13 protein-coding genes are annotated in these 15780 nt (G+C 55.7%); 7 read left to right on the forward strand and 6 right to left on the reverse strand.

Annotation, left to right across the window (positions count from 1 at the left end):
• Nucleotides 1-45: 45 nt before the first annotated feature.
• Nucleotides 46-804, reverse strand: coding sequence for a DUF1365 domain-containing protein (locus ACGY09_RS20920; protein ID WP_397569296.1), 759 nt, complete (start codon nt 802-804; stop codon nt 46-48).
• The gene (locus tag ACGY09_RS20925; protein ID WP_397569297.1) at nt 801-2090 is read right to left on the reverse strand and encodes an NAD(P)/FAD-dependent oxidoreductase; all 1290 of its coding nucleotides are present in this window, start codon (nt 2088-2090) and stop codon (nt 801-803) included. The genes ACGY09_RS20920 and ACGY09_RS20925 overlap by 4 nt, the downstream gene beginning before the upstream one ends.
• A gap of 171 nt (nt 2091-2261) precedes the next feature.
• Between ACGY09_RS20925 and ACGY09_RS20930 the strand changes: the two genes are divergently transcribed.
• Together ACGY09_RS20930 and ACGY09_RS20935 are read left to right on the forward strand one after the other, a co-directional pair.
• Nucleotides 2262-3146: a B12-binding domain-containing protein gene (locus ACGY09_RS20930; protein WP_397569298.1), complete on the forward strand. Its 885-nt coding sequence runs from the start codon at nt 2262-2264 to the stop codon at nt 3144-3146.
• 52 nt (nt 3147-3198) lie between these two features.
• Nucleotides 3199-3621: a DUF2177 family protein gene (locus ACGY09_RS20935; protein ID WP_397569299.1), complete on the forward strand. Its 423-nt coding sequence runs from the start codon at nt 3199-3201 to the stop codon at nt 3619-3621.
• Between the two features lie 548 nt (nt 3622-4169).
• Here the strand turns inward: ACGY09_RS20935 and ACGY09_RS20940 are convergent.
• Complete coding sequence (locus tag ACGY09_RS20940) at nt 4170-5048, reverse strand: alpha/beta hydrolase fold domain-containing protein (protein ID WP_397569300.1); 879 nt, start codon at nt 5046-5048, stop codon at nt 4170-4172.
• 345 nt (nt 5049-5393) lie between these two features.
• Here ACGY09_RS20940 and ACGY09_RS20945 point away from each other — a divergent pair, with 345 nt between their 5' ends.
• Nucleotides 5394-5699 carry a hypothetical protein gene (locus tag ACGY09_RS20945; protein WP_397569301.1) on the forward strand — a complete coding sequence of 102 codons (306 nt, stop codon included), beginning with the start codon at nt 5394-5396 and terminating at the stop codon, nt 5697-5699.
• Between the two features lie 352 nt (nt 5700-6051).
• Here ACGY09_RS20945 and ACGY09_RS20950 read toward each other — a convergent pair whose 3' ends face one another.
• On the reverse strand, nt 6052-7287 hold the full coding sequence (locus ACGY09_RS20950; protein WP_397569302.1) for a tetratricopeptide repeat protein: 1236 nt from the start codon (nt 7285-7287) through the stop codon (nt 6052-6054).
• A gap of 485 nt (nt 7288-7772) precedes the next feature.
• Between ACGY09_RS20950 and glyA the strand changes: the two genes are divergently transcribed.
• Nucleotides 7773-9014 (forward strand): serine hydroxymethyltransferase, encoded by a 1242-nt coding sequence (gene glyA / locus ACGY09_RS20955; RefSeq protein ID WP_397569303.1) that lies wholly within the window; start codon nt 7773-7775, stop codon nt 9012-9014.
• A gap of 403 nt (nt 9015-9417) precedes the next feature.
• Here the strand turns inward: glyA and larE are convergent, their stop codons facing one another.
• Nucleotides 9418-10293, reverse strand: coding sequence for an ATP-dependent sacrificial sulfur transferase LarE (larE, locus tag ACGY09_RS20960; RefSeq protein WP_397569304.1), 876 nt, complete (start codon nt 10291-10293; stop codon nt 9418-9420).
• Between the two features lie 398 nt (nt 10294-10691).
• On the opposite strand from larE, the gene ACGY09_RS20965 reads away from it, so the two are divergent.
• From ACGY09_RS20965 to dtd, 3 genes are all read left to right on the forward strand, one after another.
• Nucleotides 10692-12602 carry a c-type cytochrome domain-containing protein gene (locus ACGY09_RS20965; protein WP_397569305.1) on the forward strand — a complete coding sequence of 637 codons (1911 nt, stop codon included), beginning with the start codon at nt 10692-10694 and terminating at the stop codon, nt 12600-12602.
• 9 nt (nt 12603-12611) lie between these two features.
• On the forward strand, nt 12612-13724 hold the full coding sequence (gene thiO, locus ACGY09_RS20970; RefSeq protein WP_397569306.1) for a glycine oxidase ThiO: 1113 nt from the start codon (nt 12612-12614) through the stop codon (nt 13722-13724).
• An 89-nt stretch (nt 13725-13813) separates the two neighbouring features.
• A complete protein-coding gene (gene dtd, locus ACGY09_RS20975; protein WP_373653084.1) occupies nt 13814-14263 on the forward strand; it encodes a D-aminoacyl-tRNA deacylase in 450 nt (149 codons plus the stop codon).
• Between the two features lie 356 nt (nt 14264-14619).
• Here dtd and ACGY09_RS20980 read toward each other — a convergent pair whose 3' ends face one another.
• Nucleotides 14620-15597: an acetyl-CoA carboxylase carboxyltransferase subunit alpha gene (locus tag ACGY09_RS20980; protein ID WP_373653085.1), complete on the reverse strand. Its 978-nt coding sequence runs from the start codon at nt 15595-15597 to the stop codon at nt 14620-14622.
• Nucleotides 15598-15780: the final 183 nt, after the last annotated feature.

Raw genomic sequence — 15780 nt, forward strand, 5'->3', positions numbered from 1 at the left:
GGTGAAGCTGAAGTTCATCTGGCAGGTTCATCGGAACAGAATCGCTTACGGGTGCGGCACGTAGGGCACCCGCTTTAACCACAGTTTGAGCGCTTGCCAGTAAATAGCGATAAACACCTGTAAGGTCATGAGAGGGTAACGCAACAGCATACGATTGAGCGTCCAACCGTTAATCGTACACCGATTCATTGCCAGGTTCGCATCGAACAACTTGACACCATCGCACTGATTTTCGATCCGAATCTGGAGCTTTTCGCCTGGAGTCGAAAACTGCCAACCGTATGACATTTCCATCCCCATGAATGGCGAAACGTGGAATTCTTTCTGCGTGTCGCCAGCGACAGGACAGAGTCCACGCTCAGGAAACATCTGGCCGCGAGTATCCAGGACGTAGCAGTGACGCTCACCCCACGGAGTGTTGTTGACTTCCGCGATGATGGATTCGACGTTCTCACAATCTTTGTCGTAACAGTAATAAAAACTGACAGGATTCATCTGGAAGCCGAAGTATCGCAGGTGGGTCAGCAGTCGCACTGGCCCAAGGGGACTGAAACCCAGACTTGAGTTAACAAGCTCGATAATGGTCTGTTTCAGAGGTTGATTCGCGGGACCGAGATGATCGCTTCGAACAAATGATGCAATGCTTCTTCGGGCAGTTGACCACAACCATCTCCCTCGGAACACCTCAGGCAGTTCGTCCAGGTCAAGCAGCAGCATGAACAGCGGATACTGGAAGCGGTGTACCACCGGTCTATGACGGACATGGGCAACCCGGCCTTCATAGATGCAACTGGCGTAGCTCATCGTGCATGTGCTCCCCCTGAAGACACAAGATCTGCTGCATTCGAGCCCTTTTTGAGTGATTCGGCAACTCGCAGTGCGCTCACAACGCCATCCTCATGAAATCCGTTACCCCAGTAAGCCCCGCAAAATGAAGTATGGTTTGCATTTAATAGTTCCTGGTGCCGAGCTTGTGCTGCCCCTCTTCCTTCGGTGAATACAGGATGGTGATAGACGAACTGTCGCAAGATCTTCGTCGGATCGATCGCTGACTGCTGATTCAGCGAGACGCAGAACGTCTGGCGGGATTTGATCCCCTGAAGGATGTTCATATTATAAGTTAGCGTTGCTTGCTCCTCAGCGGCCTGTATGATGCGATAGTTCCAACTGGCCCAGGCGCGTCGCTGACGGGGAAGCACGGAATCATCCGTGTGCAATACCACTTCGTTCCTTTGATAAGGAAAAGCGGACAGGATTTCACGCTCGGCAACCGTCGCTTGAGGACCAATAATCTGCAACGCCTGATCGCTGTGACAGGCGAAGATGACGTGATCGAATCGTTGGGGGGGATAGTCCCGAATGACGAGCTCGACCCCTTCGGCATCCCGCTGTAGACCGAGCACCGGTGTATTCGGACGACGGATCCCTCGAAAGCGATTCAGCAGCGCTCTGACATAGACCTGCGAACCACCGCTGATCACGCGCCAGACCGGCCTCTGCCAAATGCTTAATAATCCGTGATTTCGATAGAATTCGAGGATAAATCGAATTGGAAAATCGTTAAATCGCCCCATGGGACAAGACCAGATGGCCGAGCCCATCGGCAGAAGGTACTGTTCCGCGAACTGCTCTGAGAAACGATTTCGGTCCAAGAAACTGCGAACCGTCGATCGGTCGTCAAGCGAAACGATTTGTTGCAATGCGAGCCGGTTGAATTTGAGAATATCGAAAACGAGTCGATGAAATGAAGGGGAGAAGAAATTGGCAGGTTGAGCGAACAAACCCCCGATCGACTCACCAGAGTATTCGACGCCCGTTCTGTCGTCACGTACGCTGAACCCCATCGTCGTGGGCTGAGAAGAGACACCGAGATCATCCAATAACTCGATGAATTTTGGATAAGTCCAATCGTTGAATACGATAAACCCTGTGTCGACGGCGTGGGTTTCATCTCCTATGGCGACTTCCACCGTGTTTGTATGTCCGCCGAAGTAGTCGTTTGATTCAAAAAGCGTCACCTGGTGTTGATGATGCAGGCGGTCAGCCACGACGAGACCTGAAATTCCTGCTCCGATCACTGCGACTCGCATTGGCCACCCCAAAAACTGTCAAAACTTCCATCGGGAGTGTAGGCAGGTCGTAAAACAACTTCAACTCGAATTCGATCGAGAGGCTTTGATAACAGGCAAGTCCGACCCCGAACTTGATTCTGCCCCAGACTTTGCGATACAAACCATCAAAACCATCACGAGCGGATTGGCATGGACGATCAATTTCTTTCTCCGAAACAAGCCGCAAGTGCGCTGCAGGTGAGCGAGTCGTCCCTCAGGCGATGGTGTGATCAAGGGCTGCTGGAAATCGTCCGAACAGCCGGCGGGCATCGTAAGATTCCCATCCGCGAAATTGTGCAGTTCGCCCGGAGCAAGGGGCTGAGTCTGTCGCCCGCCGAAGTCTCGTTGCAAGTGAGTGCGACTCGAGACACCCCCCCAGAAACTTGGGCCAGCTTGTTTGCTGATGCACTCCTTTCCACCGACAGCCTGGCGGCTCGCCGGTTCTTGATGGAGCTCTTCAACTCAGGAATGGAAGTCAGCGAGATTTGCGACAACGTCATTGCAGCTGCGTTTCATATCATTGGCGACCGCTGGTCATGCGATAGCATTGACGTCTATCAGGAACGTCGGAGTTGCGAAATCGTGACGAAGATCATGCATGAAATACGAGGGTTTCAGCAATCTCCACTTCCCAATCGAATGGCAATCGGGGGCACACTTTCTCACGACTATTACTCCATCCCGACAGCCATGGTCGACCTCGTACTCAGTGCAGAAAGATATCGTACGGAGAATTTGGGAACCTCGTTGCCTGCTTCCTCATTCGTTCGGGCGGTGCACGACTTGCAGCCTCAGATCTTGTGGATCAGCGTCTCACATATTCAAGATGAATCTCAATTCATTCCAGGCCTGCAGGAGATATGGTCTGCATGCGTCCAATGTAATGTCGCATTAATTCTTGGCGGACGGGCGCTGACAGAGCCATTGATTCGCCAAAGACTGACTTACACGGCCCACTGCGACTCGATGAGAAGCCTCAAGTCGCTCGTTGCCAGCATTTTCCGGATGACATCGCAGAAATCCGCGGCCGAATGACTTCCGCACAACAATTTCCCTGACCCGATCAGGGACACAAAGGAATCTTGCAATGAGCTTGTCGTTGAAGAATTTTTTGACGCTGCTACCAATTATCCTGGTACTTGACCTCGTTTGGCTTGGTCTGCTGATGCACTCGTTTTACGACGCGGAAATCGGATCACTTGCTCGCCGCAGCGACGGGGCAATGTCGCCGCGATGGAGTGCCGCGATCATCGTCTATCTCTTGATTCCTGCCGGGACCGTCCTGTTCGTGCAGCCATTGTTGTCCGGCACAACACCCTATCTTCAGGCGTTCGGCTGGGGAGCAGCTTTCGGGCTGATTATGTATGGCGTTTACGATTTCACCAACCTCGCCGTCATCGAGAAACGGAGCCTCAAGATGGCGTTAGTCGATCTGGCGTGGGGCTGCACACTCTGTGGACTCAGCGCAGTATGGATCCGATTCCAGTTAGGATTGATATCGAAACAATAAGGATCGCATCGCGAGTCCTGTTATTACATCAGATCCCATTCGTCAACAACGATCGCTCTTCGCACAGTACAAATCAGAAGCCGCTTCGAAACCTATCCAAGCGGATCATCATCTCAGGCGCTGGTGATGAAACCGGGGCCTGCTATCGCGGATCGTAAAGATTTATTTCCACGCGTTCGCGCGTGTCGCGGGCAGTACACCGGTGGCTGCGGTAAACTTGGAATTTAATTCAATTACAAACTTCCGCGACGGCTATTGCGCAGGCTGCCGCTTCGTAATTTTTCCGTGAACGCTTTCGTCGTGGGGGATATTTAAAATCCTGGCGTGTTGCCGAGTCGGCTTTCCTGTCGGGGACCGACAGGGCCACCTTGACGAGAGACCTTGCATCGGTGTTTATGCTTTGGGGCAGGGTAGGGGAGCAGCCTGCTTCTGCGCGACCGCCCCCCGTGCTTGTGGAATCGTTTTCTGGAACCCGCCCGAATCGTGCTGAGTTCAGAGGGGTGGCGATTCTTGCTTTTCCACCGGCAAGAACCTCCACCTCATCCGGCTTACTTCTTCAACTTCTTGTCAAAGTAATCAAACAGTGCCTGGTCTGCTTTCTCGGCATCGGCTCCTTTGAAACCGTGACCGGCACCTTCGAGTGTGAGCAGTTCCGCTTCGACTGCAGCGGCATTAAGCCTGTCGACCAGCCACACCGCCTGTTCGTGGGCGACATACTTGTCTTCGGTGCCATGAATACACAGGGTCGGCGCCGCATTCGGAGTTACCCAGTAGAGCGGGCTGCCGTGAATGTGCAGAGCTCGTTTTGTTTCGAGGTTACCACCGAACCATAATGGCAGCACCTCATGTGCATCGACACTCTTGCCGTAGGATTGGGTGAAATCGCTCGGACCGTAAACATTGACCACGCACGCGACAGTACTTGATTGCTCAGGATTCCCGCCGTCTCCTTCGAACTGGGGGACATGGGCTGTCACCGCCAGGAACTGAGCGAGGTGCCCCCCCGCCGAGCCTCCCGTCATCCCAATCCGCTCGGGATCAACATGGTACTTTTTGGCGTTGGCCCGCATCCAGCGAACAGCCGCCTTGGTATCATGGACGGCGGCGGGGAACTGGTACTTCGGTGCGAGACGATACGTGATTGTCGCTGCCACATATCCCCGTTCGGAAAGTCGTACACAGAGTGTGTCGTAGCCATCTCTTTTACCCGCACGAAATCCGCCCCCATGAATGCAGATGACGGCAGGGAAGGGGCCTTCCCCCGATTTGGGCCGGGCGAGATTGAGCTGCAGGTGCTGATTGTCAGGATTTGAGTATTCGATCCCTTCTTCCCAGACTACGGTGTCGGGAACAGGGGGAGCTGCCAGAACCGGGGTGCCAGCAACGAGAAACAGTCCCAGCAGGCGAACGATCCACGTACGTCTCATCAGCAGATTCCTTCAGAAGCGAGTGCGAAAAGGAGAGAACCAGTTACAGAGCGAGGACATCCAGCCCCCGTTGTCCGATCTCAAGCAGCCATACTACCCTTCTTCCAGGACTTTTTCCCTCGGCGAGACCAGACCCGGGGTGACGAGAAAGGGACCTTATCAACCTGTGGACTGAGGAATCGCTCTCTCGTTTTCGGGAATGTTGCTTCCGGAGCCCGTTACCGCCTCAGTCAGACTCGACACGTGCTCGGCTTCTGCTCAAAATGCACGGGCCAGATTCTTGTAGGTGGCTCAACTACTGCAATGTTGGCGTCGCTGCCGACTTCGAATGGGAGAGACTTGTCGATGACCGCACATGCTGAACACCACGCTCCTGAATCGACCCACCTGACCGGCAGCTCTGATCCCCGTCTTGCCATTGCGGCAGCGTTGAAGTTCGAACCCTCTGAATTGCACGACTTTGAAGCGGCAGACAAGGCAGCAGGCCAGATGATGGGAAAACTGCTGGGATTGCTGTTCTGCATCCTGCTTTTCCTGATGACGGGTGTCAACATCTGGATGATGTCCAACAGTTCGACGATCCATGACACCGATCCACAGGCATTCATCAACAGCGAATCAGGCGAACAGCACGCAGCTCCACAGCACTAGACCAATAGAGGAAGCTGGTTCCACCGCATAGCCTCTCTTCATAGGGAGGCTTTTTCTACGCGATTTGCCCCCCCCTCAGTCCCAAAACTGTCGTCAACACGAAATTTTACTCGTCGAAATTTTGCCCGCACCGCGGAAGTTCTACTTGGCACCGTGGCAGATGCGTGCTCAACAGAGACCTGCGGTGAACCTGACTCTTATCCGGCATCCGAACGCATCCCCAAGTGAGCTGGCATGGAGTATCAGGGCAGTGCAGAGGGCCGGTTCTTCCCCGAGCAGGACACGCCCGCGCTCTTTCAACGAGATTCTCGGCGGGAAATTCCGATCGCTTGCTTAGCGACTGGAACGGACCTCATTGGGCGTCGGGCGATACATGTTCGCGAGCGATTTCTGCCCAGGGACCTCGATCGTCGAAGTCGAGATACCGTCGCCAGTGCTGTACGGCGGCTTCGGGCTGGCCCAGTTGCTCCAGAACCCCCGCCAGATGGAAGTGAACTTCCGGGCAGTCGGGATGCAGGTCCAGGGCAATCTGGAAGGCCGCCTGTGCACCGGTGAGATCCCCGATTTCTGACAGCACACAACCGAGCTGCGTCCAGGCCTCGAGGAAGTCGTGGTCAATCTCAACCGCCATGTAATAGCGTTCAATCGCCCCGTCCGGCTTTTTTAGGCGATACAAAACATCGGCGATATGAAAATGAAACAGGGGATTGTTCGCCTCTCCAATCGTGGCCATTCGCAAGGCCTCAAGAGCCGATTCCAGCTCGTTCGCCTCGGCCAGACGACAGCCTTCGTAGAACCATTCATCGACGGTCCAATGCTGCCGATCAACATTTCCGACCACGGGAGCAGGGTGGAGCGGCAGAATCGAGTGCTCGTCAGAGGGCTCATCTTCCGGGGAAGGGGGATCAAAATCAAAAATTCGCTGCCCGGTCGTCTCGACCAATCCCGAATCGTCCCGAAAGACAAGTCCTCCCATCCCACGGGACATCACTTCCAGTTGGGCGAGTGGCTTAACGACATCAGGCCACAGGGTGTGCAACCGCTGCAGACTTGCCACGATCTGTTCTGACCGAACCCCTGACGCTGCGAGTTTGCTGAGTCGCCGGGCATTGGCGACTTCTTCAAAATCGAAGTAGGGGAGGCGATAGACTTTTTTCACGGAAGTGATGAGCCCCGCACGCTCCCACCGACGGATGTCATGCACAGAGACATTCAGGAGCTGACACAACATGGCGGGAGTGTAGAGCTGATGCGTTTTTCGCTCGACGGGTTCGATTCCCAGCAGCTTGAGCCATTCCGATTCTGAGACAATTCGAATGGGCTCGCCCTTATCGTGCAGTTGTCGAGCCTGTTCGAGCTTCACAGAAGGGAGGCCGTCGGGTTCCAGCGGCCATCCCTCTTCACCCACCACAAGAATTGAGGTTTGCTGACCCACATGCTGCATCGCCGTACCACCGTGCTGCTCAACCATTTCCATCGCCTGGCGATGCGTCATGGAAGCAAGCGTTCCGGTGAACGCGACACGCTCACCACTTAAAATGGGTGAACTTTGCAGGGACGGAACAACTTCGGCCGATGGATCTGGCATCGTAGGTCGCAGGTATCCAACTGAAAGAGTAGCAAGTTGACATCGATCCCGATTATAACGTAAGGCAGGCATTCGTGTCGCTTCGCCGCATGGTGGAGTGATTGATTCGCGAACCGGACAGCCTTTATCAGCACCAATTTCCGCTTCGACGGAATCGAGCAGGGGGGGAACGGTCCAGGATCATCACCTTCACCGGTATTTACCGGTTGGTGGGTCAATGCCGTTGCCTGCGGGCATTTTTTCCGCGAGATGAGACGTGCAGGACGCACAACCGCTGAGGTCATCCCCAACAGCGAGAAGCCTCAGCACGGGAAAAATCTCCACGACAAATGTTTCGCCCGAAAGGGGTACGAGCCAGCGAGAAAATGCCTTACGGGGGAAATTCAACCTCTTGCGACGACTCGGCGATCAGATCGAAGTGTCTACCATTCAGCATCAACCCCAGCCTTTCAACTTCGCCTATTTTTCCTCGGAGTCTATTGAAAATGTCCGCGTTGCAAACCGCCGATCCTGCCCTTTGGTCTGCCCTCCAGAAGGAACGGACGCGACAGCAAGAAGGTCTCGAACTGATCGCTTCGGAAAATTACACCAGTGCAGCTATTCTGGAAGCGGCAGGAACAATCCTGACGAATAAATACGCCGAGGGATACCCCGGTCGCCGCTATTACGGTGGCTGTGAATATGTCGACATTGTCGAAAGCCTGGCCATTGAGCGTGCCAAGCAGCTCTTCGGGGCTCAGTATGCCAACGTGCAACCCCACGCCGGTTCTCAGGCGAATATGTCGGTCTACCAGACGGTCCTGAAACCAGGAGATACGTTCCTGGCGATGAATCTGGCGATGGGTGGCCATCTGACCCACGGGATGGGCCTCAATTTTTCTGGCCAGCTTTACCAGCCCATCGCCTACGGGGTTCGCGAGTCAGATCACCGGATCGACTTTGATCAGGTTGCCAAGCTGGCGCGGGAGCATCGTCCCAAGTTGATCGTCGCGGGTGCCAGCGCCTATCCACGGGAAATCGACCACGCCAAGTTTGCCGAAATCGCCAGGGAAGTCGGAGCCAAGCTCTGGGTCGACATGGCTCACTACGCCGGCCTCGTCGCTGCGGGACTTCACAACAGCCCCGTCCCCGTGGCAGATTTCGTCACCAGTACCTCGCACAAGACGCTGCGTGGCCCACGCTCGGGCTTCGTGCTTTGTAAGGAAGAATACGGCAAGGACATCGACAAGGCCGTCTTCCCAGGTCTGCAGGGGGGGCCCCTCATGCACATCATCGCCGCCAAGGCGATCTGCTTCCAGGAAGCAATGCAGCCGTCCTTTAAGGAATACGGCAAGCAGATTATCGCCAACGCGAAAGCACTGGCAGAGACCCTAATGTCCGGGGGAATCAAGCTGGCCAGCGGTGGTACTGACAACCACCTCATGCTCTGTGATGTCACGTCGATCGGACTGACCGGCAAGATCGCCGAGAAGGCCCTCGATGCCGCTGGAATCACCGTTAACAAGAACATGATTCCCTACGACCAGCGTAAGGCCCTCGACCCTAGCGGAATTCGCATCGGAACGGCGGCACTGACCACCCGCGGGATGCGTCAGGATGAGATGAAGAGAGTCGGGGCGTGGATCCTGAGGGTGCTCAAGAGTCCTGAAGATACCGCCGTAATTGCAGCCGTTAAGAGTGAGATCGGCGAATTTACAAAGGCATTCCCCGTTCCCGGGATCGCCTGATCCCCGTCCACCGCCATGGTCGTGATTCCGCAACCTGACGGCGCGGCGTCAGCCCAGGGCAGAACAGTTCCTGGCGAAGGGCCGCCACGTCGGCCCTCGCTCGGTTGCTGAGTGGGGATAGATTTACACGACGATTAGGACGACAGGGGGCGGGCAAGATTGTCCGCCCCCTGTTTCATGAGTCTATTTGCCCTTCTTTTCCTGCTTCACCTTACGCTTTTCCTTCAGCGTCAGGGCAGGCTTCTTTTGAACTTCTTTTCGGCCTTTGTCTTTCTTGCCCGATTCGCCCATTGCTACTCTCCGTTTCTGATAGTGAAACCGTTTCGACGAGACTGTGAGTCGAGCCTCGCCAACTCACAGGTTACCAGATTCGCTGGCAGTGGGTACCGGACCGCTCGTATTCTCATTCCGAGAGTAATCTGGCGGGAATCTGGACGTTCAAGAGTTGCTCGCGGGGAATGGCCGAATTCATACTGCCACTTCGAAACCCATCCAGATCCACGGTGACGAAGCGAAAGCCCAGTTCGCGCAAGCGACCTCGCACCTGATCGCGCACCACGGGGTCCAGCAATTGGTGAAGCTGGCCCAAAGGAACTTCAATTCGAGCCAGTTCGTTCGCCTCACACCGCACACGCAGCTCATTGAGACTCAGCAGTTCTTTGAGGAACTGTTCTGCCTCATCGATCCGCCGAACCCGCTCTGGAGTGACCTCGACTCCATAGGCAATCCGACTGGAAAGGCAGGGGGTCGCGGGTTTGTCCCAAACCGGAAGATTCCAGATCCGAGCAAGTTCACGAACGTCCTTTTTGGTGAACCCCGCTTCGATGAGGGGCGAGCGAACCTGGAACTCGGCTGCAGCCTGCATCCCCGGCCGATAATCACCTTGATCGTCCAGATTGGCACCATTCGCGAGCACTTTTACTCCCAGAGAAGGAGCCAGTTCGACCAGACGTGAATAGAGTTCTGACTTGCAGAAATAGCACCGGTTCGAGGCGTTCCGCTGGTATCCGGGGTCGGAAAACTCCTGCGTCTCGACGATGACGTGTCGAATCCCAATCTGAGCGGCGAGTTGTTCTGCTTCTTCCCGTTCCCCCGTCGCAAGACTGAGACTGACTGCAGTGACGGCAACTGCATCAGCCCCGCAAGCGAGATGTGCTGCCTGGGCCACGACGGTGCTGTCAACGCCCGCGGAAAATGCCACTGCAACCTGCCGGTATCCCTTCAGAATTTCCAGCAGTCGGTCTCGCTTCTGTTCGATCTCGGACGGTGTGTTCGACATGTTGGAAATACTGATCAAATCGGGGAAGAAAACGAACGAAATCGGGTCTTGAGAGGTTTGAGAGTATCGGTTTGTCGGCGCAGGCTCAATCTGCCCGTCGCAAGTCCTGTCCGGATTCGGGAAATGAGTCGAAGTCTGTCTTGCGAGAGGATGATGCGATATGATCCGACTGTAACATGAGTATGGACGGAACGAAGTGACCGGCAAGTCGCCCTTCGCGACGGACGGCAACGCGACTCCACTGGAACAATCGCTGTTTAACCTTCTGACTGCTCAGTTGAACAGGCTCCCTTCGAGCCAGCCAGCGAAGCACATCACTTATGAATTGACGTAACGAGGCTTTCGAGAAGTCCCGTTGTTCGATGATCGAATGCATTCCTCAAAACGGATGAATATCGATGCAACGAAGCATTCCGACGTTCAGCGTCTGCTGCTTATTGATTTTGGGATGGATGGTCGGCTCTGTCGATGCTGCCCTCACTGCCGAACAGCGGAAAGAACTGAAAGAGATCACAAGCCAGGTCAGCAAGATCACCTCGCTGATTTCCAAGAAGAAATTTGAAGAGGCCGAAGAGGCGATTCAGTCTTCCGAAGAGCGTGTCGCCCAGTTCGTGAAAGATGCGGGACTGAATGAGACCGACCCCGCACTCAAACCCGTTCAGCTTCAGCTCGAGAAAGCCCGCACGCTCTTGAGTCGCGCCGCAGCCAAAGCCGGAGGTGGAGGTGGTGCCGCCAAAGGAGGGTCCATCTTTGCAAAAAACATTGCTCCGATCCTCGTGGCCAAATGCGTCAGTTGTCATACCGAAGACGGCAAGGGAGGCCTGAACCTTGATACGTTCGCAGATCTGGAGAAGGGGGGTGCCAGCGGCAAGGTGGTGGTCCCCGGCAGTGCCGAGAACAGTCTGCTGATCAGACGACTGGTCGCTCCAGACGCGGAATTGCGCATGCCGAAAGGAGCCCCCCCGCTCTCTGAACAGGAAATTCTGGCGATCGGAGCCTGGATCGAAGGGGGTGCCAAGTTCGAAGGTGACAAGGATTCGCCGCTCGCGTCACTCGCAAAGGGAGCTGCGACTGGCAAACCAGTCACAGCGCCGCGAAAAGCCGAGATCGTGAAGTCGACCGGGAAAGAAACCGTTCAATTCATGCGAGACCTGATGCCCGAGATGGTCGACACCTGTGGACGCTGTCACAACGACACCACCAAACGAAGTGGGTTCTCGGTCATGTCATTCGAGAAGCTGATGAAGGGGGGAAGCAGCGGGGCGGTCATCGTTGCCGGTAACCTCGAAGAAAGCCGGCTCTGGCGACTCGTCAATGGTGACGACACCCCTGTGATGCCTGCCGGGAACCAGACGGGCATCACTCGCAAATGGTACGATAACCTCAAGACCTGGATTCTTGAGGGAGCCACCTTTGACGGAGATGATCCCAAGAAGAACTTCCCGACGCAGGAAGAACGGCAAGCGGCTGCCATGGCGAAATACACGCCCGAGCAGTGGGTGCAGAAGCGAAAAGATGCCTCACTGGCGGACTGGAAGAAGACCTTTCCGAACATTGAACCGAATGTCCGGGAATCCAATGACTTCCTGTTCTATGGCGATGTCTCGGAAGAGCGGTTGAGCCAGCTCGACAAGTGGGCCGCCGAACAGGTGGCCGCTCTCAGGCAGACCTTCAAGGTCAAGGATGATCCACTCTGGAAAGGAAAACTCGCCGTCTTCGTTTTCAAGGAACGATTCGGTTACGAAGAGTTCAACAACTCGGTTCATCGACGTGAAGTTCCCCGGGAAGTCACGGGACATTCGCAAGTCAGCCCCACCCTGGAAGAGGCCTTCATCGCCTTACAGGACATCGGCGACACACCCTCGGATTCGTCGCCCGGAATGCAGGTCAACCTGGTTGAACATGCAACAGGGGCTTTCCTCAAGCGGGGTGGCTCCAATTTGCCCGACTGGTTGATCCGTGGTGCGGGGCTGGCGATTGCGCATCGCAAGGCACCGGGGAATGTCTACCTGATCGCCCTGCCTCGCGTGGCGGGTGGAATCCTGCAGGAATCGCAGATTACCGAGCCGGAAACAATTTTCTCGAATGGGACATTCGCGCCGGGTGAAGTCGGACCGATCGGTTTTACTCTGGTCGAGTATCTGCTCAAGCGAGGTGACGTGTCTCAGTTCAATCAGTTTGTTCAAAGATTGCAGTCGGGAACGGCTCCCGACGCGGCGATTAAAGCCGTCTACAATACGGATGCGAAGACGGTAGCGATGGGCTACGCCAGTTCTCTGCCAAGCGGTGTCAAAAAGGGAAAGAAGTAGCGTCGCCATATGCCTGATGTCATTGTCATCGGAGGAGGGGTGATTGGGCTGTCAATCGCCTGGGAACTTGCGGGTAAGGGACTCTCTGTTCGCGTGCTGGAGCAAGGAGCATTCGGCCGGGAAGCAAGCTGGGCAGGTGCGGGCATGTTGCCCCCAGGTAATCTGGCGAACGCAAAGACCGCCGAAGCCCGGTTGCGCGGCGCTGCTCATGCACTCTGGCCTGACTGGTCGAACGAACTGACATCGAGAACGGGTATCGACAACGGCTTTATTCGCTGCGGGGGGATTGAACTCCGCATGGATGACGCGGGTGGGCCGCAGTCCAGTTATCAACTGGAACTCGCAGCCCTGAAGTCCGAAGGCGTGACCATCGAAACGGAAGATGTCTCCGAAGTGCGTCGGCGGTTTCCGGAGATCAGCGCTGAGATCTCTTCCGCTTATTACCTGCCCGACTTTCATCAGGTTCGCAACCCCAGACACTTACAGGCTCTTCTGGCGGGTTGCGCAATGCGGGGGGTCGAGTTGCAGGCTGGGTGCCCCGTGCAACAAATTCAGATGAAAGGCGAACGCATCCAGGCGGTTCAAACGGGCTCTGACACGCACCAAGGTGCCGAGTATGTGTTTGCCGGCGGAACCTGGACGGGTCAACTTCTGAGCCAACTGGGACTGACCGTTCAGATCGAACCCATCAAAGGCCAGATTGTCTTACTGCGAGCAGAGCCTCTTCCCGTGCGATCGGTGATACAGGTCGGCCGCCAGTATCTTGTTCCCCGAGCCGACGGTCGAATGCTGGTGGGATCGACGGAAGAACGATCCGGATTCGATAAACGAAATACGGCAGGCGCCGTCGGTGAGCTGATCAACTTTGCGCAGCGACTGGTTCCCGCACTCAAACGGGCGACATTCGAGAAATGCTGGGCCGGGCTGCGCCCGTTCTCGACACGAGGCAGACCGTATCTGGGTCGCTTACCTCAATTCGCGAACGCAACGATCGCCGCAGGACACTACCGGTACGGATTGCAACAGTCCTCGATCACCGCCGTCCTGATCCGCCAGGTTCTGTTAAACCAGCCAGTGCTACTGCCGGACGAGCTGAATCTGGCCGACTCCGTCACCGAGTAACACTGCCGGACGGACGAACGGATTGACCGGGGGCTGGTCGAAGCGATGCGTCGAGGCGCGTCTCATTCAATTTCAGGAGAACTATCGACATGCGAGCGGTCGTGCAGCGCGTGAAACGAGCGAAGGTCACGGTAGGCGAAGAGATCACGGGACAAATCCAGCAGGGGTTGCTCGTACTGCTGGGCGTCTCTGATACGGACACCGAAGACGACGCCAGCGCTCTTGCAGACAAAATTGTGGGGCTCAGAATCTTCAACGACCCCGACGACAAGATGAACCTTTCACTTGCCGACGTGGGAGGCCAGATGCTGGTCGTCAGCCAGTTCACACTTCTGGGTGATTGCCGGAAGGGGCGGCGCCCGAGCTTCATCAAGGCGGCACGACCAGAGATCGCCGACTCGCTCTATCGCATCTTCGTTGCCCAGGTCCAGGGCCGAGGCATCACGACTGCCACAGGACGTTTCCAGACTCACATGGATGTGGAACTCGTCAACGACGGCCCAGTCACGCTGCTGGTCGACAGCCAGAAAGAGTTTTAAGAGCTCCATCGCAACCGGGTGCTCGACCAGCCAGCAACTGCAAACACGCCCCGAAGCCGTACCGGCTGACGCGCCGCCGGTTTGCACTCCGCGATGGTGAAGCCAAGCCGCAGAGAACAGGTGGGACATCGCGAGGAATTCGATCGTCCGCAGATTCGCTCAATCAAGGCTGATCAGGGTGGGACGCTCAAACCCCGTGCATTCTTGAGATTTTAAAAAACAAAAAGAAACATAACAGACATTATCGGACGTTCCATATCGGCTGAATTCGACCGAGAAGGACCGAATTTCAGACGGTGAGCCGGTGCGGCCACAACGCACATCACCGGATGAAACCTCGCGATAGACTGCCCCGCCTACGCATCGCTCACAGCGGCCAACTCTTCAAACTCGCCCATGCGGCGGAACTTCTGATAGCGACGCTCGAGCAGTTCTGCCTTGGGGATCTGTTCCAGTGCGCGCAGGTTCCGGACGATAGTCGATTTAAGAACACTGGCCATCGCACGATGATCTCGGTGCGCTCCACCAATCGGTTCTGGAATCACCTCGTCCACAACACCGAATTTGAGCAAGTCGGGTCCCGTGAACTTGAGAGCGTGGGCGGCCTTGCTGGCGAACTCAACACTCTTCCACATGATCCCCGCACATCCTTCAGGACTGATCACAGAGTAATAGGCAAACTGAAGAATGCCGACGTAGTCACCAATCCCCAGACCGAGCGCCCCACCCGAGCCCCCTTCTCCAATGACGACGCAGATGATCGGTACGGGTAGCTGAGACATTTCTCGCAAATTGACTGCGATGGCATAAGCCTGACCTCGCTCTTCGGCACCGATCCCCGGATAGGCTCCTGGTGTGTCGACCAGACAGACGATCGGCAGATTAAACTTGGCGGCGAGTTCCATTTTGAGCAGCGCTTTGCGATAGCCTTCGGGATGCGCACATCCGTAAAGACACTCGTTGCGCTCTTTCAGATTTCGCCCCTTGTGCTGCCCGATGAAGAGAACTTTGCAGTCGTCGATCTTTGCAAAACCCGCATTGATGGCCCGGTCGTCCCCGAAGGCCCGATCGCCGTGAAGCTCGATGAATTCATCGCAGACCAGCTCGATGTAGTCCCGCGCTTGAGGTCGATCCTGATGACGGGCAACCTGGACAGTTTCCCACGGATTCAAGTTTTCGAAAACATCTCGCTTCAACTTCGCGATTTCGACCCGCATATTGCGGATGGCTTCCAGTGTCGTGGGGACAGGAGCTGGCTGAGCTTCAAGTCTCGCCAACTGTTCTTCGAGTTCGACAATCGGCCGCTCAAAGGGCAGCACATACTGAGGCTTCATGAATCAGGCCATCCTCACGCAATCACGCAAATTCAATGCACCACATCACAGAGTACGCGATCTACAAATTCGGCAGACGTTGCACTGTGGTTAAAATTGCCAAGAGCATCGCGACCGGTTTTCCTGCCGGAAGCAGACATGCGGAACAGGACTTACAGGAATCGTTTCTGGTGAGATTGGTTC

This window comes from Schlesneria sphaerica (assembly GCF_044336245.1).
Classification (GTDB): Bacteria; Planctomycetota; Planctomycetia; order Planctomycetales; family Planctomycetaceae; genus Schlesneria; species Schlesneria sphaerica.

Coding starts and splice junctions, on each gene's coding strand:
- ACGY09_RS20950 (WP_397569302.1), bottom strand. CDS start 7,287: ATGCCAGATCCATCGGCCGAAGTTGTTCCGTCCCTGCAAAGTTCACCC.
- ACGY09_RS20980 (WP_373653085.1), bottom strand. CDS start 15,597: ATGAAGCCTCAGTATGTGCTGCCCTTTGAGCGGCCGATTGTCGAACTC.
- ACGY09_RS20925 (WP_397569297.1), bottom strand. CDS start 2,090: ATGCGAGTCGCAGTGATCGGAGCAGGAATTTCAGGTCTCGTCGTGGCT.
- ACGY09_RS20940 (WP_397569300.1), bottom strand. CDS start 5,048: ATGAGACGTACGTGGATCGTTCGCCTGCTGGGACTGTTTCTCGTTGCT.
- ACGY09_RS20935 (WP_397569299.1), top strand. CDS start 3,199: ATGAGCTTGTCGTTGAAGAATTTTTTGACGCTGCTACCAATTATCCTG.
- dtd (WP_373653084.1), top strand. CDS start 13,814: ATGCGAGCGGTCGTGCAGCGCGTGAAACGAGCGAAGGTCACGGTAGGC.
- ACGY09_RS20920 (WP_397569296.1), bottom strand. CDS start 804: ATGAGCTACGCCAGTTGCATCTATGAAGGCCGGGTTGCCCATGTCCGT.
- ACGY09_RS20965 (WP_397569305.1), top strand. CDS start 10,692: ATGCAACGAAGCATTCCGACGTTCAGCGTCTGCTGCTTATTGATTTTG.
- ACGY09_RS20930 (WP_397569298.1), top strand. CDS start 2,262: ATGGACGATCAATTTCTTTCTCCGAAACAAGCCGCAAGTGCGCTGCAG.
- thiO (WP_397569306.1), top strand. CDS start 12,612: ATGCCTGATGTCATTGTCATCGGAGGAGGGGTGATTGGGCTGTCAATC.
- larE (WP_397569304.1), bottom strand. CDS start 10,293: ATGTCGAACACACCGTCCGAGATCGAACAGAAGCGAGACCGACTGCTG.
- glyA (WP_397569303.1), top strand. CDS start 7,773: ATGTCCGCGTTGCAAACCGCCGATCCTGCCCTTTGGTCTGCCCTCCAG.
- ACGY09_RS20945 (WP_397569301.1), top strand. CDS start 5,394: ATGACCGCACATGCTGAACACCACGCTCCTGAATCGACCCACCTGACC.